This window comes from Croceicoccus sp. Ery5 (assembly GCF_020985325.1).
GTDB lineage: Bacteria > Pseudomonadota > Alphaproteobacteria > Sphingomonadales > Sphingomonadaceae > Croceicoccus.
The window spans coordinates 3788771-3809115 of sequence record NZ_CP087587.1; the positions used below are offsets into that span (position 1 = coordinate 3788771).

General features: G+C 63.5%; 20 protein-coding genes. 10 read left to right on the plus strand and 10 right to left on the minus strand.

The annotated features are described in order from the left end of the window. The first annotated feature begins 86 nt into the window (after positions 1-86). The 3 genes from LOZ74_RS17940 (at position 87) to LOZ74_RS17950 (ending at position 3889) form a co-directional block, all read left to right on the plus strand. On the plus strand, positions 87-1613 hold the full coding sequence (locus tag LOZ74_RS17940) for a fumarate hydratase (protein WP_230292322.1): 1527 nt from the start codon (positions 87-89) through the stop codon (positions 1611-1613). 158 nt (positions 1614-1771) lie between these two features. Beyond that, positions 1772-3106, plus strand: a complete 1335-nt coding sequence (locus tag LOZ74_RS17945; protein WP_230292323.1) for a sensor histidine kinase — start codon at positions 1772-1774, stop codon at positions 3104-3106. 3 nt (positions 3107-3109) lie between these two features. Next, positions 3110-3889 (plus strand): LytTR family DNA-binding domain-containing protein, encoded by a 780-nt coding sequence (locus LOZ74_RS17950; RefSeq protein ID WP_230292324.1) that lies wholly within the window; start codon positions 3110-3112, stop codon positions 3887-3889. Positions 3890-4044: 155 nt separating this feature from the next. Here LOZ74_RS17950 and LOZ74_RS17955 read toward each other — a convergent pair whose 3' ends face one another. Beyond that, positions 4045-4347 (minus strand): UrcA family protein, encoded by a 303-nt coding sequence (locus LOZ74_RS17955; RefSeq protein WP_230279546.1) that lies wholly within the window; start codon positions 4345-4347, stop codon positions 4045-4047. 271 nt (positions 4348-4618) lie between these two features. Between LOZ74_RS17955 and LOZ74_RS17960 the strand changes: the two genes are divergently transcribed. From LOZ74_RS17960 to LOZ74_RS17970, 3 genes are read left to right on the plus strand one after another with little or no spacing between them, the layout of a single operon-like run. Then, positions 4619-4897, plus strand: a complete 279-nt coding sequence (locus tag LOZ74_RS17960) for a hypothetical protein (protein WP_230292325.1) — start codon at positions 4619-4621, stop codon at positions 4895-4897. A gap of 45 nt (positions 4898-4942) precedes the next feature. Then, positions 4943-5794, plus strand: coding sequence for a diacylglycerol kinase family protein (locus LOZ74_RS17965; protein WP_230292326.1), 852 nt, complete (start codon positions 4943-4945; stop codon positions 5792-5794). After that, positions 5794-6657, plus strand: a complete 864-nt coding sequence (locus LOZ74_RS17970; RefSeq protein WP_230292327.1) for a metallophosphoesterase — start codon at positions 5794-5796, stop codon at positions 6655-6657. Before LOZ74_RS17965 ends, LOZ74_RS17970 begins: the two co-directional genes overlap by 1 nt. Positions 6658-6738: 81 nt before the next feature. On the opposite strand, the gene rpsI is transcribed toward LOZ74_RS17970, so the two are convergent. The 5 genes from rpsI to LOZ74_RS17995 form a co-directional block, all read right to left on the minus strand. Then, a complete protein-coding gene (gene rpsI, locus LOZ74_RS17975; RefSeq protein WP_230279542.1) occupies positions 6739-7260 on the minus strand; it encodes a 30S ribosomal protein S9 in 522 nt (173 codons plus the stop codon). Further along, positions 7260-7739, minus strand: coding sequence for a 50S ribosomal protein L13 (gene rplM, locus LOZ74_RS17980; protein WP_230279541.1), 480 nt, complete (start codon positions 7737-7739; stop codon positions 7260-7262). Before rplM ends, rpsI begins: the two co-directional genes overlap by 1 nt. 164 nt (positions 7740-7903) lie before the next feature. Then, positions 7904-8242 carry a hypothetical protein gene (locus LOZ74_RS17985; RefSeq protein ID WP_230292328.1) on the minus strand — a complete coding sequence of 113 codons (339 nt, stop codon included), beginning with the start codon at positions 8240-8242 and terminating at the stop codon, positions 7904-7906. Beyond that, the gene (gene cutA, locus LOZ74_RS17990; RefSeq protein ID WP_230292329.1) at positions 8224-8538 is read right to left on the minus strand and encodes a divalent-cation tolerance protein CutA; all 315 of its coding nucleotides are present in this window, start codon (positions 8536-8538) and stop codon (positions 8224-8226) included. Before cutA ends, LOZ74_RS17985 begins: the two co-directional genes overlap by 19 nt. Beyond that, positions 8535-9611, minus strand: coding sequence for a COX15/CtaA family protein (locus LOZ74_RS17995; RefSeq protein WP_255673990.1), 1077 nt, complete (start codon positions 9609-9611; stop codon positions 8535-8537). Before LOZ74_RS17995 ends, cutA begins: the two co-directional genes overlap by 4 nt. Before the next feature lie 128 nt (positions 9612-9739). Here LOZ74_RS17995 and LOZ74_RS18000 point away from each other — a divergent pair, with 128 nt between their 5' ends. From LOZ74_RS18000 to LOZ74_RS18015, 3 genes are all read left to right on the plus strand, one after another. Beyond that, entirely contained in the window at positions 9740-10162 is a 423-nt protein-coding gene (locus LOZ74_RS18000; protein ID WP_230292330.1) for a MerC domain-containing protein, read from the plus strand. A gap of 90 nt (positions 10163-10252) precedes the next feature. Further along, positions 10253-11263, plus strand: coding sequence for a sulfur carrier protein ThiS (thiS, locus tag LOZ74_RS18010; RefSeq protein ID WP_304505955.1), 1011 nt, complete (start codon positions 10253-10255; stop codon positions 11261-11263). A gap of 172 nt (positions 11264-11435) precedes the next feature. After that, positions 11436-11981 (plus strand): hypothetical protein, encoded by a 546-nt coding sequence (locus tag LOZ74_RS18015; protein WP_230279537.1) that lies wholly within the window; start codon positions 11436-11438, stop codon positions 11979-11981. An 892-nt stretch (positions 11982-12873) separates the two neighbouring features. Here the strand turns inward: LOZ74_RS18015 and LOZ74_RS18020 are convergent. The 4 genes from LOZ74_RS18020 to LOZ74_RS18035 all read right to left on the minus strand — a co-directional run bounded on the left by LOZ74_RS18020 (position 12874) and on the right by LOZ74_RS18035 (position 18286). Beyond that, the gene (locus LOZ74_RS18020; protein ID WP_230292331.1) at positions 12874-13449 is read right to left on the minus strand and encodes a hypothetical protein; all 576 of its coding nucleotides are present in this window, start codon (positions 13447-13449) and stop codon (positions 12874-12876) included. Positions 13450-13534: 85 nt separating this feature from the next. Beyond that, entirely contained in the window at positions 13535-15379 is a 1845-nt protein-coding gene (locus tag LOZ74_RS18025; RefSeq protein ID WP_230292332.1) for a long-chain fatty acid--CoA ligase, read from the minus strand. Between the two features lie 136 nt (positions 15380-15515). After that, the gene (gene ggt / locus LOZ74_RS18030) at positions 15516-17246 is read right to left on the minus strand and encodes a gamma-glutamyltransferase (RefSeq protein ID WP_370638920.1); all 1731 of its coding nucleotides are present in this window, start codon (positions 17244-17246) and stop codon (positions 15516-15518) included. 2 nt (positions 17247-17248) lie between these two features. Then, entirely contained in the window at positions 17249-18286 is a 1038-nt protein-coding gene (locus tag LOZ74_RS18035) for a quinone-dependent dihydroorotate dehydrogenase (RefSeq protein ID WP_230292334.1), read from the minus strand. A gap of 127 nt (positions 18287-18413) precedes the next feature. Between LOZ74_RS18035 and LOZ74_RS18040 the strand changes: the two genes are divergently transcribed. Then, complete coding sequence (locus LOZ74_RS18040) at positions 18414-20294, plus strand: DUF885 family protein (RefSeq protein WP_230292335.1); 1881 nt, start codon at positions 18414-18416, stop codon at positions 20292-20294. The last annotated feature ends 51 nt before the right edge of the window (positions 20295-20345 follow it).

Sequence of the window (20345 nt, forward strand, 5' to 3'; positions counted from 1 at the left end):
TGCTCCTTCGGAGCGACTTGGCAGGACGCCGCCTTGTCCCTACAGCGCGCCGGAACCCTTATGCTCTGAAACGGGAAGGCACGCGCATGTCGGAAATGGTGGTGATCGAGGAAGAACATCTGGTGGAGAGCATCGCCGATGCGCTGCAATATATCAGCTTCTACCACCCGATGGACTACATCAAGGCGCTGGGCGAGGCCTATGAGGCCGAGATGAACCCCGCCGCCAAGGACGCCATCGCGCAGATCCTGACCAATTCTAAGATGTGCGCCGAGGGGCACCGCCCGATCTGTCAGGATACCGGCATCGTCAACGTGTTCCTGAAATGGGGCCAGAACTGCCGCCTCAATTCCGACAAATCGCTGCAGGACGTCGTCGATGAGGGCGTGCGTCGCGGGTATAACAATCCCGATAACAAGCTGCGCGCCTCGGTGCTGGCCGATCCGGCGTTCACCCGCCGCAACACCAAGGACAACACGCCCTGCGTGCTCGATGTCGAAATGGTGCCCGGCGACACGGTCGTGATCGACGTGGCGGCCAAGGGCGGCGGCAGCGAGGCGAAGTCGAAGTTCAAGATGATGAACCCCAGCGACAATATCGTCGACTGGGTGCTGGAAATGATCCCGCAGATGGGGGCTGGCTGGTGCCCGCCGGGCATGCTGGGCATCGGCATCGGCGGCACGGCGGAACATTGCGTGAAGCTGGCCAAGAAGAGCCTGATGGACCCGATCGACATGGGCCAGCTGAAGGCGCGCGGTCCGCAAAACGATATCGAACGCCTGCGGATCGAGATTTTCGACAAGGTCAACGCCATGGGCGTGGGCGCGCAGGGTCTTGGCGGCCTTGCCACCGTGCTGGACGTCAAGATTTTCGACTGGCCGTGCCATGCGGCGAACAAGCCGGTCGCGATGATCCCCAATTGCGCCGCCACGCGCCACGCGCATCTGACGCTGGACGGCAGCGGTCCGGCCTATATTCCCGCGCCCGATCTGTCGGCATGGCCCGATGTGGGCTGGAAGCCGTCGAAGGAAGCGAAGCGTGTCGACCTCGACAATCTGACGCGCGAGGAAGTGCAGGGCTGGAAGAACGGCGACCGGCTGTTGCTGTCGGGCTCGATGCTGACGGGCCGCGATGCGGCGCACAAGCGCATTGCCGACATGCTGGAAAAGGGCGAGGAGCTGCCCGTCGAGTTCAAGAACCGCGCGATCTATTACGTCGGTCCGGTCGATCCTGTGATGGGCGAAGTCGTCGGCCCCGCCGGTCCGACCACGGCCACCCGCATGGACAAGTTCACCGACATGATGCTCGACCTTGGCCTGATCGCGATGATCGGCAAGGCCGAACGCGGGCAGGGCGCGACCGAGGTGATCGCGAAGCATAAGGTTGCCTATCTGATGGCGGTCGGCGGCGCGGCCTATCTGGTGGCGCGCGCGATCAAGGATGCGAAGGTCGTCGCCTTCGAAGACCTTGGCATGGAAGCGATCTACGAGTTCCGTGTCGAGGATATGCCCGTAACCGTCGCGGTCGATAGCGAGGGCAACAATGTCCATACGCTGGCTCCGCTGGTGTGGCGCGACAAGATCGCCAAGGAACATTTGCTGCCTGCCACCTAGGGCAGGAGCGGCTTGAGACCCATTGCAGGGCCGGTTTCTTGCCAAGGGGCGCAATTTTGCCCCCTTGGCACACCCGTCTTCGACCAAGCGCCGATCGTGTTCGACCGGCGACTTGCTTCCTATGGCGCGCTTAACCGCTGCGCCCTATGCATAGGGTGATGGAAAACACCGATTACGACCGTCTGGAAGAGGATCAACCGCGCGTTCCGCTGGTCAGCGTCTTGCTGTCCATGGTGGCGTTCTGGGCATGTTATTACCTGCTGGCGACGGCGCGCAGCTATCTGATCGGGTTCGAATTCCAGCAGGAAATGCTGTGGCTGCGGCTTGTGGTCATTCTGGCCAGCCTTGCGGTGACGGTGCTTCTGTGGCTGCTCTTGCGCGGGTTCGACAATAAACGGCTGTGGCTGCGCTTCGCCGTGGCCTTCGTCGCTGCCCTGCCGGCCTCGCTTCTGCTCGCCGCGATCAATACCGAAGTGTTCCGCGAGGTTGAGGAGCGCGCGGTCTATCGCATGAACAAGGATCAGGGGGTGACCGTCCGGCGCGACCAGACGGGCAATATACTGGTCGATATTCCGCAAATCCCCGACGATCTGGACGATCTTGATCCCGCGCTTCCCGCCGAAGTGCAAAAGGCGATGCAGCAAGCCGTAGAAGACGGTGAGGCCGGGGGCGATCCCATTGTCATCGACAAGGACATGCAGCGCAATCTGTTGTGGGTGCAGCTGACCGATATCGCGCTGGGCCGCTATTTCCTGTTGCTGGCATGGGCCGCGCTGTATTTCGCCATGACCCAGGCCGAACATGCGCGTGCCGCCGAACGGCGCGAGGGCGAATACAAGCGCGCGGCCAAGGCGGCGGAGCTGAAATCGCTGCGCTATCAGGTCAATCCGCATTTCCTGTTCAACACGCTGAACTCGTTGTCGGCGCTGGTGATGACCGATCGCAACGAACAGGCCGAAACGATGATCCAGACGATCAGCACATTCTATCGCCGGTCGCTGTCCGGCGATCCGGTCGGCGATGTGCCGCTGGCCGAAGAGATCGAGCTGCAACGTCTGTATCTGCAGATCGAGGCGGTGCGCTTTCCCGACAGGCTGCGGACCGCGATCGACGTGCCGCAAGAGCTTGAGCGGGCACTGGTGCCGGGCATGATCCTGCAGCCCTTGATCGAGAATTCGGTCAAATATGCCGTCGCGCCGGTCAACCGGCCCGTCACTATCTTCATCTCCGCGATCGAGGAATATGGGCGGCTTGTCATAACGGTGGCTGACAATGGCCCCGGTTCGGGCGAAAAGAGCGCGCAGCGGGCAAGCGATTCATCTGCGGGCAATCCGGCGGGCGGCAGGAACGGGTTCGGCATCGGGCTCGCCAATGTCCGCAACCGGCTTGAGACCCGCTTTGGCAAGGATGTCTCGGTCGTCAGCGGGGATACCGGCCATGGCTGGCGGACCGTGATCCGCATGCCGCTGGAGAAGAATACGCGGGGGGAATAGCGAATGACCGAGGGATCGGGCGGCGGATCGGGCGAGAGCCAGATCCTGTCCACGCTGATCGTCGATGACGAGCCGTTGGCAGTGGAACGCATGCAGGTCATCTGCGCGCGGCTCGATTGCCTGCGCATTGTTGGCACCGCAGGCGACGGCGCGGCGGCGCTGCGCATGATCGACGCGCTGAAACCCGAACTGATCCTGCTCGACATGACCATGCCCGAAGCGGACGGGCTGTCAGTCGCGCGGCGCATTGCCGAGGTCGTGCCCGATCCGGCAGAGCGGCCCGTGGTCGTATTCGTCACCGCGCATGACAGTTTCGCGGTAGAGGCATTCGACCTCGATGCGGTCGATTATGTGCTGAAACCGGTCGCGCAGGACCGTCTGGAGCGCGCGATTGCGCGCGCGTTGGCGCGCCGGGGGACCGGTTCGGCCACCGGCGCTGAACCCAGGCAGGCGTGGATTTCCGAATTCTGGGTGCCCCACCGCTCGGAACTGCTGCGCGTCGGGGTCGAGGAAGTGCACCGCATCGATGCCGAGCGCGATTATGTGCGCCTGCATGTGCCGGGCGGCAGCCATCTGTTGCTGGAAACGATCACATCGCTCGAACAGCGGCTCGACCCTGCGAAATTCATCCGCGTCCACCGGTCCACCATTCTGCGGCGCGATACGATCACGGGCCTGCGCCATGACGGGCTGGGCGTGTGGTCGGCCGAACTGGGCGAGAAGGAACCGGTGCGGATCGGCCGCACCTTTCTGAAATCGGTGAAATCGATGGCGGGCCGTTAACCGCCGTCCCGTCTGGCAAGGTGCGGCGAACCAAAAAAGTGGCCGGCGCAATGGCCGGCCCAGGGGAAATGTCGTGTTCTTGTCCGCCGCCCTGGCGGAAGGCATAGCCGGCCCGGGGGACTGAACCGGACCGGCTATTTACAAACGGCTCGGGATTAGCCGCCGTAACGGGCGCTGCTTACTGCGGAAGCATATTGCTGTTCGCTCTTCCGCAGGGCGATCTTCTTGCAAGCGGTGCGCTGGCTGGCTTCTGCCGCCGAGCTGCCGCCCTTGAAATCGGAACAGACCGAAGTGACGGCGCGGTCGAGGCGCTTCTTCAGCTCTGTCTGGCCGGCTTCGGTCGTCAGATCGAGCCCTGCATAGGACACGACTGCGGTGTTCGCTTCCTCGGCCATTGCAACCTGCGGGGCGGCCATGGCGAGAACCGGCAGTGCAGCCATGATCATCAGTTTCTTCATGGGTTTCTCTCCTCTTCTACTGCGGCTCTCCGGTGCTCTCCGGTGCCTCGCTATTCTGGATAGAGGAGTTGCCCGCGCCCCGCCGCAATCGCTCTGCCAAGCGGCGCGACCGGTCTGCCAGCGGCATTCGCCGTCTATGAACGACCGACACCGATCGGCGAACGACATGAAGTTTTACAGAAAGGTTACACGCTGGAAGATTCGCATAGGCGAATCGCGGGTCCGAACTGGTGGGTTTCCATCGCGAGCAAGTTCGCGTTAAGCACGCAAAGTGGCTCTGATCCTTCTCTTCGTGCTGGGCGTCGGCAATTTCGCGATGCACAAGGCGGTGCTGGAAAGCGGCCACCCGCTGCTGGGCCAGTTGCCATGGTTCGTCCATATGCTGGGCGGACGGTTCGGCCTGCTGGTGGAATATCTGCTGCTGACGGCGGCAATGCTGGTTACCCATAATACTGACGGTGCGGGGGGCAGCGGGGCGGCGCTGGCCTATTTCGGCTATACGATCGCCAATGCGCTGGCGGCGTGGCTGATCATCACGCGGCGCGTATAGGCGGTCGGGCGGGAACCCGACGGCCGGTTCCGGCGATTTAGGGCTATGACAGAACCCCAGAATATCTGGCTGGTCGCCAATCCGGCCAGCGGCAGCAATGACGAGGATGCGCTGAATGCGCTATCCGACCGGTGCGAACGGGCGGGTTTGTGCCTGACGCGGCAGATCGCCTTTCCGGACGAGGATTTGCCGACCCCGGCCGAATTGGACGCGGCAGGGATCGGAACGGTCGCCGTTTTCGCGGGCGACGGCACGGTCAATGCGCTGGTCACCGCGCTGGACGGATGGGGCGGCGCGGTGCTGGTGCTGCCGGGGGGCACGATGAACCTGTTGTCGATCCGGTTGCACGGTCCAAGGTCGAGCGAGGAGATCGTCGATGCTGTCGTCACCGGCGATGCGCGCCGCGTGCGCCTGTCGACCGTGCGTTGCGGCGATCACATGGCGCTGGCCGGTTTGCTGGCGGGCCCCGCCACGGCATGGGGCGACGTGCGCGAGGCGATGCGCGATCTGGATGTGCCCGCCATGGTTGGCGAAACGGTCGAGGCGGTCAGCGAATCGACCGAAGGCGCGCATGTCCATTGCACCGAACCGGCAGCGGGCAGGGCGAAAGGCTATCCCTTGCTGATGCTGACGCCCGAAGACGGGAATTTTTCCGTGAAGGGCTATTATGCCGAAGGGATCGTCGACTATGCACGGCAGGGACTGGCCATTTTGCGGCGCAATTTCCGCGAAGGGCCGCATGACGATCTGGGGAATTTCACGACTATGCTGGCCACAGGCGATAACGGCACCGCAATCCCGCTGCTGGTGGATGGCGAGCGGCAGGATGGCGCCGCGCAATTGCGCTTTACGCTGGGCACCTGCGGCGTGGACCTGATCGCCACGGGTGCGTCGTGATGGCGGGCGGCACAAAAGCGCTGATTTTTCACCTGTCGGATATTCATTTCGGGCTGGTCGATCAGGCCGCGATCGACTGGACCAAAGCCGAGATTGCGCGGATGAAGCCCGATGCGGTGGCGATCACCGGCGATCTGACGATGCGCGCGCGGCACCGCGAATTCGATGCGGCCACGGCGTGGATCAATTCGCTGGAAGCGCCGGTGACGGTGGAAGTGGGCAATCACGACATGCCCTATTTCAACCTGTTCGAACGGTTTACCGACCCCTATCGCCGGTTCAACGGCATGAAGGACAAGGTGGAGGCCGAGATCGACCTGCCCGGCCTTGCCATCGTGTCGCTGAACACCGCGCCGCGTGCGCAGCCGCGCTGGCCGTGGAGCTATGGCTTTGTCACCGATCACCAGCTGGAAAAGACGCTGAAGGCCATCGACGCCCTGCCTTCGGGCATGAAGGTCGCGGTCGCCTGCCATCACCCGCTGGTAGAGGCAGGGACGCGCGGCAAGGCGTTGACCAAGGGCGGCAATCACGCGCTGGCCGAACTGGCAAAGCGCAAGGTGGTGGCCGTGCTGTCGGGCCATGTGCACGACGCGTTCGACATGGTGGCCGACACGCCCAATGGCCCGATCCGCATGATCGGCGCGGGCACCTTGTCCCAGCGCGTCCGTTCGACCCCGCCCAGCTTTAACGAGCTGCACTGGGACGGTGAGACGTTCGATGTGGTCGTCCGCAATCTGGAAGAAGTGCCGACGCGCGACATGCAGATCGACGAAGTGCCCGAAGACGCCATGCCCCCGCGCGAACCGGACGAGCCGGTGGCACCGGTGGGGCGCGTTCCGGCAGAAGACCCGCCGGTCCATTGACCGCGGGAAACAGCGAACCAACGAAAAAGGGCGGCCCCGTACGGGTGCCGCCCTTTCCGTTTGGCGTAAGCTTGTAGCGGATCAGCGCTTGCTGAACTGGAAGCTACGACGTGCCTTCGCACGGCCGTACTTCTTACGCTCGACCACGCGGCTGTCGCGGGTGAGGAAGCCTTCGGCCTTCACGGTGCTGCGCAGCGCGGGCTCGAAGCGCGACAGCGCCTGCGAGATACCGTGCTTCACGGCGCCGGCCTGACCCGACAGACCGCCACCCTTGACGGTGGCGACGATGTCGTACTGGCCTTCGCGGTCGGTAACCTGGAAAGGCTGGTTGATCACCAGGCGCAGGGTCGGACGTGCGAAATACACTTCCTGATCGCGGCCGTTGACGGTGATCTTGCCGGTGCCGGGCTTCAGCCACACGCGGGCCACGGCGTCCTTACGACGGCCGGTGGCATAGGCGCGGCCATACTGGTCCACTTCCTTGTCGCGCAGCGGCGCGGCGGGAGCGGCAGGCGCGACGGTTTCTTCGCCAGCGTCGGCCAGTTCGGCAGTGTTGGTCAGATCCTTCAGGTCCGACAGATCGTTGACTTCGTTCTCGGCCATCACGCGCTAACCTTGTTCTTGCGATTGCGGGCGGCAACGTCCAGCACTTCGGGCTGCTGCCCGTCATGCGGATGCTCGGTGCCGGCATAGAGGTGCAGGGCCTTCATCTGCTGACGGCCCAGCGGTCCGCGCGGGACCATACGCTCGACAGCCTTTTCAAGGACGCGTTCGGGGAAACGGCCTTCCAGCACCTTGGCGGGGCTGGTTTCCTTGATGCCGCCGGCATAGCCGGTATGCTTGTAGTAACGCTTGTCCTGCAGCTTGTTGCCGGTGAAGCGCACCTTGTCGGCGTTGATCACGATGACGTGATCGCCGCAATCGACGTGGGGCGTAAAGCTCGGCTTGTGCTTGCCGCGCAGGATATTGGCGATGATGGTGGCAACACGGCCGACCACCAGACCTTCGGCATCGATAATATGCCATTTCTTTTCGACCTCGGCCGGTTTGATCGACCGGGTCTGGGTGCTGAGCGCCTTCATGGCTTTCAGTTCCTTTGGTTGAATTGTTCATGCACCGCGCAGACCGAAACGATTCGGCATCGGCGCGAAGTGGGCGCGCTTTTGCCGTTCGGGCGCGTCAAGTCAAGCGAAACTGCGCGATTGCAGAGAGGTAAAATAATACCGTGCAGCTTTTGGCGGGGCGTTCAGCCGCCCCGTGGAGGTCGCGCCATCCCCTTGTCCGCCCGCCATTCGGCATGGCAGTTCGCGTGGCAAAGCACCCCGATCAGTGCCAGCAGAGCATAGACGGGCAAAGGCTCCCCGCCGCCCTGCTTGAGGCTTTCGATGATGATGCCGAACGGAAAAAGCCCGGCGGCAAGCCATGTCAGATAGCGGAGCGCGCGGGCGTGCTCTTGGAACATAGGGTGATAGGTCCTGTCGGTGATACGATCCGGCATCAGGCCTATCGGAATATGCTTCACAAATGCTGAACGCTGCGGCGATGCGCGCGGCAAATGCGACCGGATCAGATCGTCGCCAGCCATTCCCGCATCGAAGTGCCGGTTCCGTCACAGCGCCAACCCGAAATGGCAGGCGTGTCATAGGGATGGACTGCTTCCAGCCGCGCGATGGCGCGATCGAGCAGGTCGGCGCGGGTCTTGAACAGGGCGGCACATTCCCGGCCCTCTCCCCGCTCACCGTTCCAGATATAGAGCGAGCGGACCGGCAGCAGATTGGCGCAGGCGATCAGGGCTTCGTCCAGCAATTGTCCGGCAATGGCGGCGGCGCTGTCCTCATCCGCGAAGGGGCACCAGATCAGCGCTGCATCCGCGCCGGTCACCGCATCACACTGCCGGGCATGCGGTCGCGAAAGCCCATCGCGTGCGCGCCCCATACCGTCACGCAGACCAGTAGCGCGCCAAACAGCTGATGCGCGACGGCCACCCAAAGCGACACGCCCGACCAGACGGTCGCGATGCCCAGCAGGATCTGGCTGCCGAAAACGATATGGATCGCGACCGAAATGGGCCGCTGTGTCGCGCGCAACCGGCGCGCCATTACGATCAGGAAGCCGACCGTGATCCATGCCCACCAGCGATGGATGAAATGCACCATGAACGGATCGGCCGTAAACGCATGCCATGCCCCCAGCGACCAGTCGACGCCTTCGGGAAAGAACGACCCCTGCATCAATGGCCAGCTGTTCAGCCATCCGCCGCCCGCGACGAAGCCCGCGTTCAGCCCCGCCATCCACGCACCATACAGCAATTGCAGCGCCACCACGCCCAGGACCGCCAGCGGAAAGCCCCGCAGCCCCGCGCGCGGCTGTCCCTGTGCGTAATTGCCAAGGTCCAGCGCGGTCCACACCAGACCGCCCAGCGTGAAGAACGCCGTCATCAGATGGATCGACAGCCAGTAATGGCTGACATCGGTGCGACCCAGCTCCTGTGCCTCTGCCCCGACGCCCGAGCTGACCATCAGCCAGCCGAACACCCCTTGCAATCCGCCCAGCGCCAGCAGCGCGACCAGCCGGTGCTTGAAGCCAACGGGTATCGCGTTCCGCACCCAGAAAAACACCAGCGGCACCACGAAAGCCACGCCGATAAAGCGACCCAGCAGCCGGTGCAGCCATTCCCAGAAATAGATGAACTTGTAATCGGCCAGCGTCATGCCCGCCGGGCCGTTCACCTGCGTATATTCGGGGATCTGGCGATAGGCGTCGAATTCGGCCTGCCATGCCTGATCGCTGAGCGGCGGCAAGGCGCCCGTTACCGGCTTCCACTCGGTAATCGACAGGCCCGATTCGGTCAGCCGCGTAATGCCGCCGACCAGCACCATGGCCACGACCAGCGCCGCCATGAAATAAAGCCAGCGCGCAATCGCATGGGGGCGGGCAGGGCCGTAACTGGCCACTGCGTTCAGGGGAATGCCTTCGTTATACGGTTTCACAGCGCGGTGCTTTGCCACAAATGCCGGAATTCGCAAGGGTTTGCCGATCAGCCATTGCCATTCGCCTATGTTACATTATATCATCCATCGAAATGAAGCCCCATTCTTCCTCTTGTTCGCATTCGCCAGCGGATCGCGATGCACGTTCGCGCCTCGACCGGCTGGGCATCATCCTGTCCGGTGCCTGCGCGATTCACTGTATCGCCGGACTGGCGCTTGTCGGCCTGTTGGGTCTTGGCAGCCTGGGCGAGGGGCATTCGTTTCTTTTCGCGCCTGAAATTCACAAATACGGGCTGGTGGCCGCCATTGTCGTCGGCGCGCTGACGATCGGGCTGGGGGCGATGCGCCATGGCCATGTGCTGCCGCTGGTGCTGGGCGCGCTGGGCATTGCGCTGATGGCGATTGCCGTTGCCGGACCGCATGGCGTGGCCGAAGCGGCGCTGACCATCGCGGGCGTCGGCGTTCTGGCGCTGGGGCATATTCTGAACATCAGGGCCTGCTCGCCGCGGCGCTAACCTGCTCGCCGCAGCGCTGACCCGCTCGCCGGAGCGCTGAAGCCGCCTGTTTCACTTGAACTGCGGCCCGCTGGCGCTATGTCGCCTTGCATGGCTCCGAATTCCAACATGATCGCGATCACGGTGAACGGGGAAACCCGCCGCGTGCCCGAAAACACCAGCATCGCGCATCTTGCCCGCATGCTCGAACTCGATCCCGCGAAGGTCGCGGTCGAATGCAACCGTCATGTCATTCCCCGCACCACGCTGGAAACGGTGACCCTGCACGACGGGGACGAGCTGGAGATCGTCCATTTCGTCGGCGGCGGCGATCACCAGGACGCGGTGAAGGCGGACGACAGCTGGACCGTGGCGGGCCGCACGTTCCGGTCGCGGCTGATCGTGGGCACCGGCAAATACAAGGATTTCGCCCAGAACGCCGCTGCTTTGGAAGCGAGCGGGGCCGAAATCGTCACCGTCGCGGTGCGCCGCGTCAATGTGTCGGACCCCAAGGCGCCGATGCTGACCGATTTCATCGACCCCAAAAAGGTTACCTATCTGCCCAATACGGCGGGCTGCTTCACGGCAGAGGACGCGATCCGCACGCTGCGTCTGGCGCGAGAGGCGGGCGGCTGGGATCTGGTCAAGCTGGAAGTGCTGGGCGAGGCCAAGACGCTTTATCCCAATATGACCGAAACCCTGCGCGCGACCGAGGTTCTGGCCAGGGAAGGCTTCCTGCCGATGGTCTATTGCACCGACGATCCGATCGCGGCCAAGCAGCTGGAAGACGCGGGCGCGGTGGCGGTGATGCCGCTGGGCGCGCCGATCGGTTCGGGTCTTGGCATCCAGAACCGCGTGACGATCCGCCTGATCGTCGAAGGGGCCAGCGTGCCGGTGCTGGTCGATGCGGGCGTGGGCACGGCATCGGACGCGGCGGTCGCGATGGAACTGGGCTGCGACGGGGTGCTGATGAACACCGCCATTGCCGAGGCGAAGGACCCGATCCTGATGGCCCGTGCCATGAAGCTGTCGGTAGAGGCAGGGCGCGCTGCCTATCTGGCGGGGCGCATGGGGCAGCGGCGCTATGCCGATCCGTCCAGCCCGCTGGCGGGGCTGATCTAGCCAGCCCTGAATCGGCCCAGCGTTAAGGCCCCTCTTTAACCCGATGCTAACCCTCTGCCGCGAAAAATGGCGGCGTTGAATGGACCCGTGCGAATCGCGCGGGGGGCGACGGCATCGGGCGAACATCCTCGTCCGGCAAACATCCTCGTCCAGCAAGCAGGGGAAACACCGGATGGGCTATCTCGACACGGCAAGTCTGGCCATTGCCGAGATGCGCGAATTCGCCGAATTCGATCCGGCCGAACAACGCTATATCCGCCGCAGCCTCGATGTCGGGCTGGCGCGCGCCGATGCGTTCGAGCGTTGGGCGCGCGACGATCGGGAAACCGCGTCGATCCGCAGGCAATCGCTGGCCTATCAGGAGCTGAACGCCCTGCGCGGGGCCGTGCCCAGTTCGCGCAACGATACGCGGCTCGACAGCTATATCGGGCGGCTGGTGCGCGTGTCGCTGTTCGATCTGGGCGAGGGGTGCCTGTTCGGCTTTTCCGCCTATCGTTTTTTGTACGAGCGTTTGCTGGGCCCCGAATCGCGGCCATGGCTGCCCGCGGCATTCTGCGCCGCCGCCGCGCTGCCGCAGATCCAGCCCGAACGCCGCAAGCAATTGCTCCATTCGATCAGCGAAGCCGCCGCCTGCGCGCCGGGCTGGTCGCGCCGCAAGCCGGGGTTCTTTCCCGATTTTCTGCCTGCGGATGAGGAACTGGGGCTGGACGAGGGCTGAGCCGCGTTCGCCAACGACTGGCCACGGGTGACAAAGGTGACAGCTGTCACCCGGCTGTCACCCGCCGCAAAGCCGCAGGAATGCGGTGTTTTCACCGACCGGCTGTCGGGTGACACATTGGCGGATGTGCGCAATTCCGGCGATGTCAAAAAGCGTTGGCGCAAACAGCTAACGCCCCGTCGGCGTGTAGGACAGCGCATTTTGCTGCGATGGCGGGGGCAGCCGCCCGTGAATTAGGGCGAGCATTGCGCAGCAAGCGGAGCGCTAATTCGCCAGAGGCGGTGCCCCGGCTGACGGACGCAAGGGCGGCAACGCCCGCAGCGATCCGTTCAACGTGACAGCCGCGGCTTTGCCGTGGCTGCGGCAGCTTTCGGGCGCTCGGTTTCTACGCGCTAATGACTGGAATGGGGTGGGAAGCTGCCGTCATCGCGATTCCTGCGCCGCGCCAAGAACTCGCTCATATTCGTGAAGCTTGGACAACCGACGCCGACGCCGCCATCTAAGAACGAACCCAAGAGATGTCAAAGGCAGGAGGCCAATCGCGGTTGCCAGAAATGCAAGAACGCCTGATTGCCAATCGATCAAATCTCTATACGCAGCCCAAGTTAGATAGGCGCCCATCAGCATGGCCAATACGAAAGCGAGTGCCCAGCAAAGCTTTTCGAGGGCAGGAGATGGGACGATTGGCTTTTGAAAGTTCATCGATTGATCTTCAAAGCATTGACCTATTTTTGCAAGAATAACGGTTGATGCCCCGATCCGATAACGTCAGCAATCGGTCGTTTGCTGACATTCCGCTTTTAGACAAAAATCCTGCAAAGCTGCCATGTCCGCTTTCAGGGTATGCGCTGCGAAGCACTAACGACCGGAACGGGGTGGTAAGCTGACGTGGCTAGACCTCCCAAGATCGGAGCATCGATACGGCGCGTTCATAGGTCGCATCTAGGTAGGGTAGCTCATCGTCATCTAAGCTGATGCTGAGAACTAAGTTGCCGAAGGGCAGGGTGGCCGTGCAAAGGCCGGAGTGACCTTCGATTTCCATCTTGTGGCAGGTTACAAAGGGTGCGTCTGCATCGGAGAGCGTATCAGGGCTGTAATTCCAGAAAATATCATCGCCTGTTTTGCGCCAGCCTTGCCCCCGCCAATCGACGCTCTGCGAACCACAAATTGTCTGGCTAACGTATCCACCGCCATTGGCTCTTTTGCACATTTTTTCGCGGTCTTCGACCAAGACATTCCTTCGTTGGCGCAATTCTGCGTCAGGATTTAGAAGAAATATAAAACCGCCCTGCTCATCTTTAGGCAGGAAAAATGGGTAATCGTTCTTCGAGATCAGATTGGCTTTCGGGACATCGTACCGATGCCCTGCGACGACCTGCTGCTCCGCATTCGCACAACTGCACAGCGCCAGTCCTACTGAGCCTATGATAACATGAAAAAATGAAGACTTTTGGCGCAACCCGTTCATGCCGATGAACTTACGCCAACTGGCAGCGTCCGCAATCGGTCGTTTCCAGACAGCCCGCTCTTAGCCCGATAACCCGAAAACCCGCCTAGCGATACATCCCCTCCAGCCGCGCGCCATAGCGTTCGCGCAGCTTGTGGCGGCGGATTTTGATCGAGGGGGTCATTTCCTCGTTCTCGATGGTGAAAGCCTCTTCGGCCAGCATGATGCGGCGGACTTTTTCGATCACCGACAGATCGTTGTTCACGCGGTCGACCGCTTCGCGCACGGCGGCGGCGAATTCGGCGTCGTCGCGCCAGCCGGTCCAGTCGCCGGTGCGGCCATTGGCCTCGCCCCATTCGCGGGCCCAGTCGGCATCGGGCACGATCAGCCCGACCAGATAGGGTTTGCGGTCGCCATAGACCATCGCCTGCCCGATCTCGGGTTGCAGGGTCAGCATCCCCTCAACGCGCTGGGGCGCGACATTGTCGCCCTTGTCGTTGATGATCATGTCTTTCTTGCGGTCGGTAATGACGATGCGGCCGCGCCGGTCGATATGGCCGATGTCGCCGGTGTGCAGCCAGCCGTCTTTCAGCGCGCGGGCCGTTTCCTCGGCATTGCGCCAGTATCCGTGCATCACCAGCTCGCCCCGCACAAGGATTTCGCTATCCTCGGCAATGCGGACCTCCACGCCCCGCAGCGGCGTGCCGACCGTATCCATCTTCAGCCCAGAACGCGGGCGGTTCACGCTGATGATCGGGCCGGATTCGGTCTGCCCGTATCCCTGCAGCAGCGGCATGCCGAGGCCGGTGAAGAAATAGCCGATTTCGGGCGTCAGCGCCGCGCCGCCCGATACCAGCGCCTTGACCCTGCCGCCGAACTTGGCCCGCGCCTTGGGGCGCAGCACGCGTTCCAGCAGCGCGTCCTCGGCATGGTCGATCAGGGGGCGCGACTGGCCGTTGCCTTTGCGTTCGGCCAGCTTGCAGGCGCGCATGGCCATGGTTTCGGCCAGCTTGCCCTGTTTCGCCAGTTGCTTGAGGATGCGGGTGCGCAACACTTCGAACAGGCGCGGGACGACGACCATGATCGTCGGCTGCACTTCCTCGATATTGCCGGCCAGCTTGTCGAGCCCTTCGGCGTAGAAGATCTGCGCGCCCAGCGCGATGGGAAAGCCCTGTCCCGCCGAATGTTCATACGCATGGCTAAGGGGGAGGAAGGAGAGGAACCGCTCTTCCTCCCACCCGAAATCGTTCGCGATCACATCGCCCGCGCCCGCCGCATTGTGCAGCAGCGCGCCATGGTGCTGGCGCACGCCGCGCGGCAGGCCGCCCGTGCCGCTGGTATAGATGATGCAGGCCGGATCCTCGCGCTTGATCCCCGCGACCCGCGCGTCGACCGCATGGCGCGCCAGTTCGGCATCGCCGGTCAGCAGCGAGGCCATATCGTGATAGATCACGTTTTGCGGCGGGCGGATCGGCTCCATCGCGATGACGAATTCGGCGCAATTGCTGGTCACCACGGCGGGCATCAGGTTCTTTGCCAGCTTTGCGCCCGAAACGATCACCGCGCGCGCGCCCGAATTGTCGATCACATGCTGGTGATCGTTGACCGTATTGGTGGTGTAGGCGGGCACGGTGATCAGCCCCGCCGCCATGATCGCCAGATCGGCGATGCACCATTGGGGGCGGTTTTCGCTGACCAGCAGGACGCGGTCACCCTTTTGCAGGCCCAGCTGCAGCAGCGATTGCGACAACAGGCACACCTGCCGCGACACTTCGGCCCAGCTGAGCGAGTGCCATTCGCCATCGGCCTTGGCGAACAGGAAGGGGGCATCGCCCAGCACATCGGCGCGTTTCAGGAACAGCGCGACAAGGTTCTGTGCATTCTCGATATCCGCCAGCGTAAAGCCGTGCGGGCCGTGCCTGTCGGGATTTCCCGGATTGCCGTGCGCCATAATGCCTTTGTCGACCTCTTCCTCTGCGGTGCGGTGCCCGTCTGCGCAGGGCTGCCGTGTGCCGTTTCAGCATCTAGGGCGGGCGGGGCTTTCGGGCAAGACGGGGGTTTCCGGCAAACCGGCGCCCTTCTGCCGGTCAGGGGGTGACCATCGCCCCCTCGCTGCGCGGATCGGCTGCGCCCACGGGCCGGCCATCGACCCATTCGACGGCATTCGCCTTGAGCCTGCCGGGCATGGTGGTGGCATCGTCATGCCCCAATGCGCGGAACGCAGGCAGCATGGCTTCCAGTCCGGTGCCTTCCTCTACCATCAGCGTGTCGCCGGGGGCGTACAGGAAGGGCAGGGCGATCGCCTCTTGCGCGGACAGGCCCCAGTCGACCACGCCGATGATCGCCTTGGCCACTTGCACGATGATGGTCGATCCGCCTGCCGCACCCACCGCAAGGCGCGGCTTGCCGTCGGGGCCGTAAACGATGGTCGGCGACATGGACGAACGGGGGCGCTTGCCCGCTTCCACCCGATTGGCGACGGGCTTGCCGTTTTCGGTGGGCGAGCGGGCGAAATCGGTGAGTTCGTTGTTGAGGTAATAGCCGTTGACGAACAGGCCCGATCCGAATGCCGCCTCGATCGTCGAAGTCTCGCTGACGATCATGCCGTCGGCATCGGTGACGACGAAATGGCTGGTGCCGTGTTCGGCCTGCGCGGCTTGCGGTGCATGGGCAAGCGATGCGCCCGCGGGCATGCCCGCGCTGGCGCTGGCCATGGTGGTGCCCGCATCGATCAGCGCGCTGCGGCGGGCGAGGTAATCGGGATCGGTCAGCCCCGCGACCGGCACCGCCACGAAATCGCTGTCGGCCAGATATTGCTCCCGATCGGCATAGGCGAGGCGTTGGGATTCGGCGAACAGGTGCCAACCGGTGGGCGAGTCGGGGCCATGGGATGCCATGTCAAAGCGTTCCAACTGCTTCAGAATGGCAAGCACGGTCGTCGCGCCCGACGATGGCGGGCCCATGCCGCAGACGGTGTATACGCGATAGGTGCCGCACACCGCGTCGCGCCGCTTTGCGCGATAAGCGGCGATATCGTCCACCGTCATATCGGCCGGATTGACCGGCGCGCCCTGCACGGCGGCGGCGATGCTGGCGGCGTTGTCGCCGCGATAGAACGCGTTCGGCCCCTCTGCCGCGATGCGTTCCAGCATGGCGGCGAATGCGGGGTTCCGGATGGTCGAACCGACCGGCGCGGGTTCGCCATCGGGATAGAACAGCGCGCGCGCCTCTGCCGATAGCGGGCCGGTGAGCTTTGCGGCGGCCAGCGTGTTGTGAAGGCGCGGCGTGACCACGAAACCCTCGCGCGCAAGCTCTATCGCGGGGCGGAATATCTGCGCCCATGGCAAGCGGCCGTGGTCGCGGTGCGCCAGCGCCATCATCGCGACATTGCCGGGAACGCCGGTGCTTTTGCCGCCGGGCCAGGCCTGCGGAAAGGACATCGGCTGGCCGTTCTGCATGAACCGGTCGGGCGTGGCGGCGGCGGGGGCGGTTTCGCGCCCGTCATAGGTAACCGGCTGCCCGTCGCCGGTGTCGAGGACGAGGAAGCCGCCCCCGCCGATCCCCGAACTTTGCGGTTCGACCACGTTCAGCGCCAGCAGCACGGCAAATCCGGCATCCAGCGCATTGCCCCCCTCGCGCAGGATGCGCGCGCCTGCATCGGCGGCGCGGCGGTCGGCGGCGCTGACGACACCGCCTGCATGGGGCCCCTCATCAGGCTGGCTCAGCTCACTCGGCGCAGCGGGAGCGCTAGCCAGATCGACCGGCGCGGCGCAGCCCGCCAGCAGCGCCGCGACGAGAAAGGCGGGCAGAACGCGCATCGTCATTCGCTCCCCACCGCTTCGGCAATCGTCGCGAAACCGTCGCGCTTCATCAGCGCGGGCAGGCCGCGGGTGATGGCAGCGGCAATGCCCGGCCCTTCATAGACCATCGCGCTGTAAAGCTGCACAAGGCTGGCGCCCGCGCGGATGCGTTCCCATGCGTCTTCGGCCGTGGCGATCCCGCCGATGCCGACCAGCGGCACTTCGCCGCCGCTCGCCTTGCGGAAATCGCGCAGCCGTTCCAGCGCCATCTGTTTCAGGGGCGCGCCCGACAGCCCGCCCGCTTCGCCCGCATGGCGCGATTGCAGCGCGGGGCGTTCGATGGTGGTGTTCGATATCATCAGCGCGCCCAGCCCTTTTTCCACCGCGATACGGGCGATGGCGTCGACATCCTCGGGCAGCAAATCGGGCGCGACTTTCAGGAAAACGGGCACATCGCTGCCGCGCGCATCCATCACCACGTCCAGCAATCCGCCCAAGGCTTCGGGGTCTTGCAGGGCGCGCAGGCCGGGCGTGTTGGGGCTGGAAATATTGACTGCCAGATAAGACGCATAGGGAGCCATGGATCGGGCCATGATCGCATAATCGCTGACGCGGTCGGCGCTTTCCTTGTTCGCGCCGATATTGATGCCGACGATGCCGGCCTGCCCCGCGCGCCGTTTCATCCTTTGTTCGACGGCGACCTCGCCTTCGTTGTTGAATCCCATGCGGTTGATCACCGCGCGGTCCTCTTCCAGCCGGAACAGGCGCGGGCGCGGATTGCCCGCCTGCGGCTTGGGGGTCACCGAACCAAGCTCGGCAAAGCCGAAACCGCAGCGCAGCAGCGCATCGGGGACTTCGCCGTTCTTGTCGAAACCCGCCGCCATGCCGACCGGATTGGGAAAGCGCAGCCCCGCGACCTTTATCGCCAGTGCCGGATCGGGGCGCGGCGGGCTGGCCAGCAGCGAGGAGGGCAGCGATTTCAGTGCCGCCAGCGCCAAGCCATGGGCGTTTTCGGCATCGAGGCGGAAGATCAGCGGACGGAGCAGCGAATAGGCCATATGGCCATATTGCGTATGCGAGACAGGGCGCGCTGTCGAACGCTTTTCCGCTTGTGTTTGCCTCTTGCCGCGCGATGCGGCACTGATGGCGAGATAGTTTCAATTGCACTTAACCGGGAGACGCCCCTTGACCCAGTTCCGCCGCCTGTCCGCCCTGTTGCTTTGCAGCGGTTCGGCCCTGTTTCTGACCGGCAATTCCAACGGTGTGGCCCAACCGGCGGCCCAACCTGCTGCGACTAGCCCCGCGATCACCGATGCGATCCCCGCCGCGCAAATGGCCATGGTGAATGCCGCTATCGAGGCAGGCGATATCAATGCGTTCTTTCAGGCCTACGAGGATGCGGGCCTGTCGATCAGCCCGATGACCAAGACCTATCGCGGCATTCGCGACGGGGATTACGGCAAGTGGAACGATCCCTCGCTTGCTGCCGATCTGCGCGAACACGCGATGGACCGCGCCTTTCTGGCGAAGATGGAAGCAGGTTTCGATCCGGCAAAGCTGGAAGGGCAGGATGCGCTGTCCTATCGCCTGTTCAAATCCGCGATGGAGCGGCAGGAAGCGCTGACCCCGTATCGGGAAAACGGCTATATCTTCAACCAGATGTTCGGCGCGCAAAGCGGCATCCCCTCGTTCCTCGTCAATATGCACCGCATCGGTAACGAGGAAGAGGCCGACGCCTATATCGAGCGGATTGCGGGCATCGGCCCCTATCTCGACGGGCAGACCAAGCGCGCGGTGCAGCGGGCACAGGCAGGCGTGATGCCGCCGCGCTGGGTCTATCCCTATGTGATTTCGGATATCGACAATCTGATCACGCCCGCCGGTCCCGACTATACGGGCAATGCGATCATCGACGATTTCCGCGAGAAGATCGCCAAGCTCGACGGGGTGGACCAGGAAGAGCTGACTGCCGAAGCCATCGCCGCATGGGAAGCCAGCGCGCTGCCCGCGTATAAATTGCTGCGCGCCGTGATGGTCGAACAGCAGGCCAAGGCGGGCACCGACGATGGCGTGTGGCGGCTGCCCGATGGCGACAGATATTACGCGGCCCTGCTCAAAAGCTATACGACCACCGACCTGCCTGCCGACCAGATCCACCAGATCGGTCTGGACAATGTCGCGCGCATTCATGACGAGATGCGCGCGATCATGAAAAAGGTGGGATATCAGGGCACTCTGCCCGAATTCTTCGAATATACGCGAACCGATCCGCGCTTTTACGCCAAAAGCCGCGAGGAATATCTGACCAAGGTGGATGTCGCGCTGGACGCGATGGAAGCCGAATTACCAAAATGGTTCGAGGTTCTTCCGAAAGACGCCCTTCAGGTTAAGCCGGTCGAGGCGTTCCGCGAACAATCGGCAGGCAAGGCATTCTATTCGCGCCCCGCGCCCGACGGTTCGCGACCCGGCATCTATTACGTCAATCTCTACAAGCTTGAATCGATGAGCCTGAACGAGCTGGAAGCGCTGGCCTATCACGAAGGTCTGCCGGGCCATCATCTTCAGCTTTCGGTGCAGACGGGGCTGGGCGATCTGCCCCCGTTCCGGCGCTTTGGCGGGGTGACGGCCTATTCCGAAGGCTGGGGCCTGTATTCGGAGAATCTGGCCAAGGACATGGGGTTCTATACCGATCCTTTTTCCGATTTCGGCCGTCTGCAGGCCGAATTATGGCGCGCCTGCCGTCTGGTGGTCGACACCGGCATCCATTCCAAGAAATGGAGCCGCGAGCAGGCCATCGCCTATCTGACCGAGAATACGCCCAATCCCGAGGGCGACATTCAAAAGGCCATCGAGCGCTATATCGTGATGCCGGGTCAGGCGACCGCCTATATGATCGGCAAGCTGAAGATCGAGGAAATGCGCGACAAGGCAAAGGCCGAGCTGGGCGATGATTTCGACATTCGCGCCTATCACACGGTGGTGCTGGGCAACGGGCCGGTGCCGCTGTCGATCATGGAAGAGAATGTCGATGCGTGGATAGAAGAGGTGAAAGCAGGCGGGAAATAAGAACGACTCGCAAGAGTTAATCTTCGCTTGCATCGATGGGGGTGCGTCACT

What these genes read in the sequence shown, in the direction of transcription:
- LOZ74_RS17950 (WP_230292324.1), top strand. Translation starts at nt 3,110, where the DNA reads ATGACCGAGGGATCGGGCGGCGGATCGGGCGAGAGCCAGATCCTGTCC.
- LOZ74_RS18025 (WP_230292332.1), bottom strand. Translation starts at nt 15,379, where the DNA reads ATGGCGCACGGCAATCCGGGAAATCCCGACAGGCACGGCCCGCACGGC.
- LOZ74_RS17945 (WP_230292323.1), top strand. Translation starts at nt 1,772, where the DNA reads ATGGAAAACACCGATTACGACCGTCTGGAAGAGGATCAACCGCGCGTT.
- rplM (WP_230279541.1), bottom strand. Translation starts at nt 7,739, where the DNA reads ATGAAGGCGCTCAGCACCCAGACCCGGTCGATCAAACCGGCCGAGGTC.
- LOZ74_RS17965 (WP_230292326.1), top strand. Translation starts at nt 4,943, where the DNA reads ATGACAGAACCCCAGAATATCTGGCTGGTCGCCAATCCGGCCAGCGGC.
- LOZ74_RS18035 (WP_230292334.1), bottom strand. Translation starts at nt 18,286, where the DNA reads ATGGCCTATTCGCTGCTCCGTCCGCTGATCTTCCGCCTCGATGCCGAA.
- LOZ74_RS17955 (WP_230279546.1), bottom strand. Translation starts at nt 4,347, where the DNA reads ATGAAGAAACTGATGATCATGGCTGCACTGCCGGTTCTCGCCATGGCC.
- LOZ74_RS17985 (WP_230292328.1), bottom strand. Translation starts at nt 8,242, where the DNA reads ATGGCTGGCGACGATCTGATCCGGTCGCATTTGCCGCGCGCATCGCCG.
- thiS (WP_304505955.1), top strand. Translation starts at nt 10,253, where the DNA reads ATGGCTCCGAATTCCAACATGATCGCGATCACGGTGAACGGGGAAACC.
- rpsI (WP_230279542.1), bottom strand. Translation starts at nt 7,260, where the DNA reads ATGGCCGAGAACGAAGTCAACGATCTGTCGGACCTGAAGGATCTGACC.
- LOZ74_RS18020 (WP_230292331.1), bottom strand. Translation starts at nt 13,449, where the DNA reads ATGAACGGGTTGCGCCAAAAGTCTTCATTTTTTCATGTTATCATAGGC.
- LOZ74_RS18015 (WP_230279537.1), top strand. Translation starts at nt 11,436, where the DNA reads ATGGGCTATCTCGACACGGCAAGTCTGGCCATTGCCGAGATGCGCGAA.
- LOZ74_RS18000 (WP_230292330.1), top strand. Translation starts at nt 9,740, where the DNA reads ATGAAGCCCCATTCTTCCTCTTGTTCGCATTCGCCAGCGGATCGCGAT.
- ggt (WP_370638920.1), bottom strand. Translation starts at nt 17,246, where the DNA reads ATGCGCGTTCTGCCCGCCTTTCTCGTCGCGGCGCTGCTGGCGGGCTGC.
- LOZ74_RS17940 (WP_230292322.1), top strand. Translation starts at nt 87, where the DNA reads ATGTCGGAAATGGTGGTGATCGAGGAAGAACATCTGGTGGAGAGCATC.
- LOZ74_RS17970 (WP_230292327.1), top strand. Translation starts at nt 5,794, where the DNA reads ATGGCGGGCGGCACAAAAGCGCTGATTTTTCACCTGTCGGATATTCAT.